We start from the raw sequence: 6,060 nt of genomic DNA, 5'->3' as shown, positions 1-6,060 counted from the left end.
CTTTCCCATTTCAAGGCTCAGGAAAAAATGATTTACAAAATCATTTTTTTCTGCTATACTATCCTAAGCAAAGGTTTTTAATGTCATCCCGTGAGGTGACGAAGGCGCAGATCTATATAAAACTCTTTAAAACTTGATGAAGAAAGCTTGTTTTAGAGAGGTCTTACTCTGGGAGCCTATTGCTATAAAATAATGGGCTCTTTTTTGATGCCCAAAAGTGAGGTTAATATGAAACAGGAATCAACTGTTGATTTGCTTTTAGACGTTGACCAACGTCCTTCAGCTGGAAAGGGAATTCTTCTTAGCTTCCAGCACGTATTCGCCATGTTTGGTGCTACTATCTTGGTACCTTTAATCTTGGGAATGCCTGTATCTGTTGCCCTTTTTGCATCAGGTGTAGGAACACTCATTTACATGATCTGTACTGGCTTTAAAGTTCCAGTTTATCTGGGTTCTTCTTTTGCCTTTATCACAGCTATGTCACTTGCCATGAAAGAAATGGGTGGTGATGTATCTGCTGCTCAGACAGGGGTTATCCTGACTGGTCTTGTTTATGTCCTTGTTGCTGCAAGTGTTCGCTTTGCAGGTACAAAATGGATCGACAAACTCTTACCTCCAATCATTATCGGTCCTATGATCATCGTTATCGGTCTTGGACTTGCTAGTTCAGCTGTTACCAACGCTGGTCTTGTAGCTGACGGAAACTGGAAAAACGCTCTTGTAGCCGTTGTTACTTTCTTGATTGCTGCCTTTATCAATACAAAAGGAAAAGGCTTCCTACGAATCATCCCATTCCTTTTTGCCATTATCGGTGGTTACCTCTTTGCTCTAGCTCTCGGCTTAGTTGATTTCACTCCTGTTCTTGAAGCTAACTGGTTTGAAATCCCTGGTTTCTACCTACCATTCAATACAGGTGGTGCCTTCAAACAATATGACCTTTACTTCGGTCCTGAAACAATTGCCATCCTACCAATCGCAATCGTAACGATTTCTGAACATATCGGAGACCACACCGTTCTAGGTCAAATCTGTGGACGCCAATTCTTGAAAGAACCAGGTCTTCACCGTACCCTTCTTGGTGATGGTATTGCAACATCTGTTTCTGCCTTCCTCGGTGGACCAGCAAATACAACTTACGGTGAAAATACAGGGGTTATCGGTATGACTCGTATCGCTTCTGTCTCAGTTATCCGTAACGCTGCCTTTATCGCAATTGCCCTCAGCTTCCTTGGTAAATTTACTGCATTGATTTCAACAATTCCAAACGCTGTACTTGGTGGTATGTCTATCCTTCTTTACGGGGTTATCGCAAGTAACGGTTTGAAAGTCTTGATCAAAGAACGTGTTGACTTCGGTCAGATGCGCAACCTTATCATCGCAAGTGCTATGTTGGTGCTTGGACTTGGTGGTGCTATCCTTAAACTTGGACCAGTTACCCTTTCAGGTACTGCCCTATCAGCTATGACAGGTATCATCCTAAACTTGATCTTGCCATACGAAAACAATGACTAATCCATATAGAATCAACGAGAGGTCGGGACCAAAAATCCCGACCTCGTTTTTATGAACAAGAAGCCTTTGATACAGTGACTCATTGGACTGTTGTCAAAAAGTTTGATTTCTTAATTTCCCCAAGCAATCAAAAGATACAAGAGACTGGAACCAAACATATCAGCAAGAGCATGCATGAGAAAAAATGGCAGTAAATTCTTGACTACATATTTGTACAAGAAATAATAAAAGAGACCATAAACAAGCCCAATAACCAAGGCCCAAAGTAATCCTTGATAGGTATGGAAAGAAATCCGTATAATTACCGAGTAGACTAGAGCTAACCACTTGTGCTTTTCTTTTACTGAAGTCAGTAAGCCTAGGAAGAAAAATTCTTCATAAAAACCATTTAGTAAAGCATAGCAAATCGCCATCGGCGTTAAAGCCATGAATTTTCGAATGATTTCCATAGGGTCTATAAAAGGGATCAACTGAGGATTAAAATAATTATACTCACCACTAAGGGTTGTAATGATATCACCGAATATCCCAACTACAGCAAAGATAAGGGGAACCCAAATTAAAACAGACCAGCGCCAGCGTAAAGGAAGCTGTTTAAAATCATAATTTCGAATCACAAGATAAAGGAAGGTAATCCCTAACATCATCAATTGAAAATTGAAATTACTAGAATAGGCTGCCCCATCACTTGCTACATTTGTCGTAGTTTCTGTGACACTAGTAAGAGTTGAGGGCGATAAACTCTCCATAAATTGTTGAGTAGAACGAATGATAAACTCTCCAAACATTAAAACAGTGATGATGAGGATATCGAACCATTTTAAGTATCTTAAAGGTTTTGATGGATGAATACTTTGTAGCAAATTCATATTTCCTCCTTTATCTTTAAATGTATGGATTGATTATAAACATTCATTCTTAAAGTTATATGAACCACCTTCCTGGAAGATTAAAAAACAGCCTTATCAAAGACTGCTTTAATACATTAAACGGAATGATGTTTCTTTTCCAACATTAGATCCTTCAATGATATGATAGTCACGGCTAGTAAAATCATAGCCATTCCAATAAAATCTATCGGATAGAAAATATCCCCCATAATCATGAAGGCAAAAAATACTGCCGAGATAGGCTCAATCGAAGCCAAAAGGCTAGACTTGACTGGTCCTATCATACTTGCTCCCTTGAGGAAGGCTGTATAGGCAAAGACCGTTCCAATCAGAATGATACCTGCAAAAGCTAGAAAGATATCAAAAGATAAGGGAATACTAGCCCCGATAAGCCCTGTAAAAGGTACTGCTAGAAAACCTGAGATTGTCATTCCAACACCAATAACCAAAATGCTCCCCCATTTTTGAATCAATTTTATGGGTAAAATGATATAAAGAGCATAGGTTAAGGCCGAGAACAAACCCCAAAATAGACCAGCTGGAGTCATCGAGAGTTGATCCAATTGCCCATGGGTTGCAATGAGAAAGGTCCCACCTATAGCTAAAAACATAGAGATGATTTCTGAAAGCGTCGGAGCCACCTTATCCTTGATACAAGTGTAAGCAAGGATTCCAACTGGACAGACATACTGGAGGACTGTCGCTGTCCCAGCATTAGTCTCCTGAATAGCTGATAGATAAGCTAATTGATTTAGAAAAAGACCAAATAAAGAAAATAACAAGAGAGAAAACAGACTTGATTTATCCTTCAGAAAGGCCATAAATTTATCCCTTGATTTAGTATAGGCAAGAAGAATCAGGAGTAATCCAGCGATTATCAAGCGGATATTGGTCAGAACGAGAGCTGAAATCCCGTGAACCATCAGGTACTGACCACTGGTTCCCGACAAGCCCCAAGCAATACCTGCAATGACTGTATAAAGAGTTCCTTTTAAAGCTTTTGACATACTTCCTCCCTAGTCTGCCTCTCGAATCAAGTCCATGACCTGATTACGATCCAATATCCACTGAGCACGCTCATCTTTTTCATAAGTTCGATTGGATAAAAAGATAGCAGCTTCTTGTTTCTGTCGATTCCACATGATAAAGGTTCCAGTATAGCCTGTATGGTCCAGCCAATCACCTTCAAGATTCCAGGCCAATGAGCGTTCTTTATCACTCAGATCCGAAAAATTCTGACTCAATCCTTCAGCAAAATCATCTTGCAAATAATGCTCTAAGAAGATTTTTAAATCATGAACTGTTGAAAACAAGCCTGCACTACCTGCATGTTTTCCAAGCAAACGAGCCTTGGGATCATGGACCACTCCTGCTTTCTGTCCACGGACCGTTGGAACAGCACAGTTAACTGGACCAAACTGAGTTTCCTTCATCTTCCATGGATTCAACACTTGCTCTTGTAAAATCTGATCCAAGTCCTTTTCAAAATAAGATTCTAAAAGAAAACCTAGTAAGAGAAAGTGCACATCTGAGTATAGAAAGGCTCTCTTCTCTCGGCGATTCAGATGAAACATAGCTTCTCTTAACTGATCTGCTGAAAGCTGATCTCTATTAGGAATAAAAGGATCTAAATCCGTTGCATGCGTTAGGAGTTGTCGAATGGTGATGTCTGGGTAATCCGCCTCTGGAAGATAGTCTCTTATGGAGTTATCTAACTCAATCTTGCCTTCCTTCCACAAGAAGGTTAAGACCGTTCCTACTCCAACAACCTTGCTGACACTTGCCAAATCATAGACCAAGCCCTCACGAGTCTGCTCACCAGTTTCTGGATTTGCTTCTCCTAGATACCAGTCAGACCAAACGCCATCCTGATAATACGCAAAAGAGGCACCAGGATAAATCCCTGCCTCAATTTGTTGCTCTATTTTTTGAATGATTTTTTGTTTCATACTGCTTCAAACCACAATTCAATATTGTTGGTATCCTTAGTTAGGAAAAACTTCTCAGATTTTGGAATAAAGTAACCAACTTCTTCAAATCTCTGACGCAATACAGGCAAATCCAAATTCTCTACTTGAAATTTCAACATAGACAAGTCCCAAGTTACATTATTTTCAACCAGTAAATCGATCCCTTGAGATTGATTAAAAGCTAGTCGGTTTTCGATTTCTTCTTTATCAAGTAGGCTTGATGTCTTATCTGGTAAGTTAATTTCCACCGAGATTTCAAAGGCTGTCAAATATCTCAGTTTCTCATCTTTTGCAAAAGTGACTTCTTCCTCAACTTTTTTCAAATCCTTGATATCATCTTCAGCATGAATAAGAATACAATCCCCTTCTGGAGAAAGAACCTCAAAAGCATATCCCTTATTTCCTTTATAGAGTTGAGGGATTTCTTCCATTCTAGCTAGTAGTGCTTCAATCTCAGATGGCTTCTCTACCTTTACAAGTAATCTAGCTAATTTTTTAATCCCTTCAACCTTACGGCTCCTCATACTTGGTGACTCTTCTAAAACTAACTTTTCAATACCTGATTGGTCTCCTAGTGATAAGAATGCTGACTCTTCAAGCAAGGGTTTCATCCCCAAAGTCTCAATATAAAACAACTCATTTAAATTTCTATTATTTACCTTTAGCGTCGGGATCATACGCTTTATTTGATTTACAATCATAAATTCCTCCAACACTTTTTATTTTAAAGGATTTTATCTTTTTTTACAAGTTATTCAATAAAAAACTTTAACTATATTAACTCTTTAAATTAAATTCCCCCTTCTGTTTGTAGAAGGGGGGCTTGATTGTTTTTACTAAAATAACTGATTTAGTCTTTCCAAGATAGTGTTGCTTGCAGACCGTAATGATCACTAACTTGTGGACTGTTTTTACCATCAAAGACCACGTGAAGTTTTTCTACCTGCACATCCTTTGTTGTAAAGATATAATCGATTCGAAGAGGTTCGCTATTTCCCTTCCAACCATCAATTTCAGGCGGAACAGTGTAACTACCACTTCTTTCTTTTGCTACTTCAAATGCATCTTGTAAGTTTAGTGGACTAGCTAAAATAGCTTGGTAGCCCTCTTGACCTGCAGGATTATTAAAATCACCTGCTAGCAAGAGTGGCTTATTCAATTCTTTCAGAACTGCTTCAAAGCGCGCCCATTCCTCTTGGAAGCCTTTATTCCACCAAGAGAGATGGACACTCGCAACTGCAAGTTCTTTACCTTCAACTACTGTCTCTGCTAGAGCAACTCGACGAGTGTGGTAATCTGTCGGATCATCTACATCTGAAACCAAAATTTCACGCGCTTCAATTGGTGTTTTAGATAGGATTGCAACACCTTCATGGTAACGATCATAACCGATATGGTTATAGGCCCAAGTCCAATAATAGTTTTGACCTTGCTCAGCCAACTTCTCTACCAAAAGTCGCACATAGTGGTCTTGATGAATCGGCTCAGCAGATGGTAATGGCTGATAAAGTGCACCAGCTTCTACTTGCGCTGAAGTAATTTCCTGGTTAATTTCCTGAAAACAAATCAAATCATAACTGTTTTCAAGTATATCTTGAAGTAAAAGTTGAAACTTTTGTTCAGGATCTTTTTCCATCCAACTATGGGTATTGAGTGTTAAAAACTTCATGCTTTTCTCCTATAAACAA

6 protein-coding genes are annotated in these 6,060 nt (G+C 39.1%); 1 reads left to right on the top strand and 5 read right to left on the bottom strand.

Annotation, left to right across the window (positions count from 1 at the left end):
* The first annotated feature begins 228 nt into the window (after nt 1–228).
* Nucleotides 229–1,512: a uracil-xanthine permease family protein gene (locus ADH31_RS07640; RefSeq protein WP_049509938.1), complete on the top strand. Its 1,284-nt coding sequence runs from the start codon at nt 229–231 to the stop codon at nt 1,510–1,512.
* A 110-nt stretch (nt 1,513–1,622) separates the two neighbouring features.
* Here the strand turns inward: ADH31_RS07640 and ADH31_RS07635 are convergent, their stop codons facing one another.
* The 5 genes from ADH31_RS07635 to ADH31_RS07615 all read right to left on the bottom strand — a co-directional run bounded on the left by ADH31_RS07635 (nt 1,623) and on the right by ADH31_RS07615 (nt 6,041).
* A complete protein-coding gene (locus ADH31_RS07635; RefSeq protein WP_049509933.1) occupies nt 1,623–2,381 on the bottom strand; it encodes a CPBP family intramembrane glutamic endopeptidase in 759 nt (252 codons plus the stop codon).
* A gap of 116 nt (nt 2,382–2,497) precedes the next feature.
* A complete protein-coding gene (locus ADH31_RS07630) occupies nt 2,498–3,409 on the bottom strand; it encodes a DMT family transporter (RefSeq protein WP_049509931.1) in 912 nt (303 codons plus the stop codon).
* A gap of 9 nt (nt 3,410–3,418) precedes the next feature.
* The gene (locus ADH31_RS07625; protein WP_049509929.1) at nt 3,419–4,351 is read right to left on the bottom strand and encodes a serine hydrolase domain-containing protein; all 933 of its coding nucleotides are present in this window, start codon (nt 4,349–4,351) and stop codon (nt 3,419–3,421) included.
* On the bottom strand, nt 4,348–5,073 hold the full coding sequence (locus ADH31_RS07620; protein WP_049509927.1) for a CppA N-terminal domain-containing protein: 726 nt from the start codon (nt 5,071–5,073) through the stop codon (nt 4,348–4,350). Before ADH31_RS07620 ends, ADH31_RS07625 begins: the two co-directional genes overlap by 4 nt.
* Before the next feature lie 149 nt (nt 5,074–5,222).
* Nucleotides 5,223–6,041 carry an endonuclease/exonuclease/phosphatase family protein gene (locus tag ADH31_RS07615; protein WP_049509925.1) on the bottom strand — a complete coding sequence of 273 codons (819 nt, stop codon included), beginning with the start codon at nt 6,039–6,041 and terminating at the stop codon, nt 5,223–5,225.
* Nucleotides 6,042–6,060 lie beyond the last annotated feature (19 nt).

It is taken from the genome of Streptococcus pseudopneumoniae, from assembly GCF_001072375.1.
Classification (GTDB): domain Bacteria; phylum Bacillota; class Bacilli; order Lactobacillales; family Streptococcaceae; genus Streptococcus; species Streptococcus pseudopneumoniae_L.
This window is presented reverse-complemented; position numbering and strand designations above follow the sequence as displayed.